This window comes from Serratia sp. PGPR-27, assembly GCF_022678525.1.
Lineage (GTDB): Bacteria > Pseudomonadota > Gammaproteobacteria > Enterobacterales > Enterobacteriaceae > Serratia > Serratia nematodiphila.
The window spans coordinates 1-1,875 of record NZ_JALBYS010000078.1 but is presented as its reverse complement, the minus strand read 5'-3'; the positions used below and the strand labels follow the sequence as shown (position 1 = coordinate 1,875).

Here is a 1,875-nt window from a genome sequence, read left to right as displayed (position 1 = left end):
GCCGTTGATCGCCAGCCGCCCCTGATTAACCAGCGTCGGGCCGGCATAGGTGTTGGCGCCGGTCATGACCAGCGTGCCCATCCCTTCTTTGGTCAGGCCGCCATGGCCGGAGATGTTGTTGGAGTAGACTTCCAGCTCGCAACTGATGTCGTCACACTTTCTGGCGTGCAGCGTGCCGGCATCCACCTCGGCGCCCAGACCCGGAATATTGGCGACAAACTGGGTCGGGCCGTAGGCCACGCCCGTCGGATCCGGAATGCGGAACTCCGCAGGAATATCTTCGACGGTATAGAACATGCCCGGGCCGTTGATGGCCTTGCCCAGGTTGATCATCCCCCAGCCGTAGAGCGCGTCGATGCCCGGCGCGCCCATGTCGGTGGCGGTGGTTTTCAGCACGTCGGCAATCTGCGCCGAGCTCATGTACGGGAAGCGCTGCAGCAACACCGCCACCGCGCCGGTGACGTGCGGTGTCGCCATCGAGGTGCCGTTTTTATTGCCGTAGTCCGACACCAGGTTGGCCGGATCGGAACCGTTGGCCACGGTGCTGTAGATTTTGCTGCCCGGCGACGAGACGCAGAAGCTGGCGGTATAGCCGCAACGGGAAGAGAAGCTGCTGATGGTGTAAGGCACGCTGTTGGTCGATGTCGCATCCTGCGCCACGCTGGCGACCGACAGCCAGTTCGGCGCGATGTCCGGCACGAAATAGGCCAGGCCGCTGATCACATCCGGCTGGTTGTAGTTGCCGTCGTTACCGGCGGCGAACAGCACCAGAATATTTTTGCGCGCCGCGTCGATGGCGCCCTGATAGCCTGCGCCGGCCAAACTGCCGAGCAGCGGTTTGACCTGATCGAATTGTTCCTGCGCATCCTTCAGCTCAAAGTGCAGCGCGTTGGGATCGCGGCCGCCGTCGGACAGGAAATCGGGAATACTGACGCCCCAGCTGTTGTTGATCACCCGCACGCCGCTCTTGATCATCGCCTGCCAGCCGGCATTGGTGACGGCGCCGTCCAGGCCGAGGAATTCGCCGTACGCCGGGCCGTCGTTGTCGTTATCGACGCTGATCACCCGCGAATCGAAGGCCACGCCGTGCATGCCGACGCCGTCGCGGTTCGCCGCGCTGATGCCCGCGACGTGCACCCCGTGATTGCTCAGCATGCCCTGCGAGCCGCTGTAGAAGTGGAAGGTGCCGTCGAAGTAAAAGCGATCGCCGGCGTTAATCCCCGGCCGGTGCGGATCGGTATAGGCGCGGTAGCCTTCGGTAACGACGTTGATCAGTTTGCCGTCGCCGGCGAACTCGGGATGGCGGTTGACCGGGGTATCGAAAATGCCCACCTTTTGCCCTTTGCCGGTGTAGCCGGCGGCATAGGCCTCATCGGCGTGGATCGCCCCCAGCCCCCAGTTGGCGTTGAATTCGGCGCTGCGCCAGCTGGCCGGATCGCCGGCTTGGCCGCTCACCTCGTGCGGCGCCGCCTGCGCATACCCCGCCAGCGCCATGCAGCAGACCAGCGCGTTCAGCCGCCACGGCGAGCGGCGAGCGTTTCCTTTGCTGTCAAAACCCATTGTTGTTGTCATTTCCTTACCTTTTGCTTGTTATTGGCCGACGCCCCAGGTGCGCCGGGTTCTCATTAGCAGGATGTGAAAAAGGAACCGCCCGCAGGCGGTTCCCGTACAAGGATTAAGTCGATGTTGCTTAGAAGCGCCAGGTGAAGCCGGCGTTGACGCTGTTGTCCTGGTGGTTCTGCGACAGCAGCCCGCCGTAGCCCAGCGACAGCGTGGCGTTCTCGTTCACCGCCACTTCCGCCCCCGCCTTCAGCACCATCCCGTCGCGCGACACCGGCACGCTGTCCACCACGAACGGCGCGTTGCCGCCGTTGA

2 protein-coding genes are annotated in these 1,875 nt (G+C 63.7%); both read right to left on the bottom strand.

The genetic code is table 11. From position 1 onward, the window contains the following. On the bottom strand, positions 1 to 1,572 hold a 1,572-nt coding region (locus MMS95_RS24070), incomplete at its 3' end, for a S8 family serine peptidase (RefSeq protein WP_242142432.1). Between the two features lie 118 nt (positions 1,573 to 1,690). Then, the coding region (locus tag MMS95_RS24065) for an autotransporter outer membrane beta-barrel domain-containing protein (RefSeq protein ID WP_213975984.1) at positions 1,691 to 1,875 on the bottom strand (185 nt) is incomplete at its 5' end.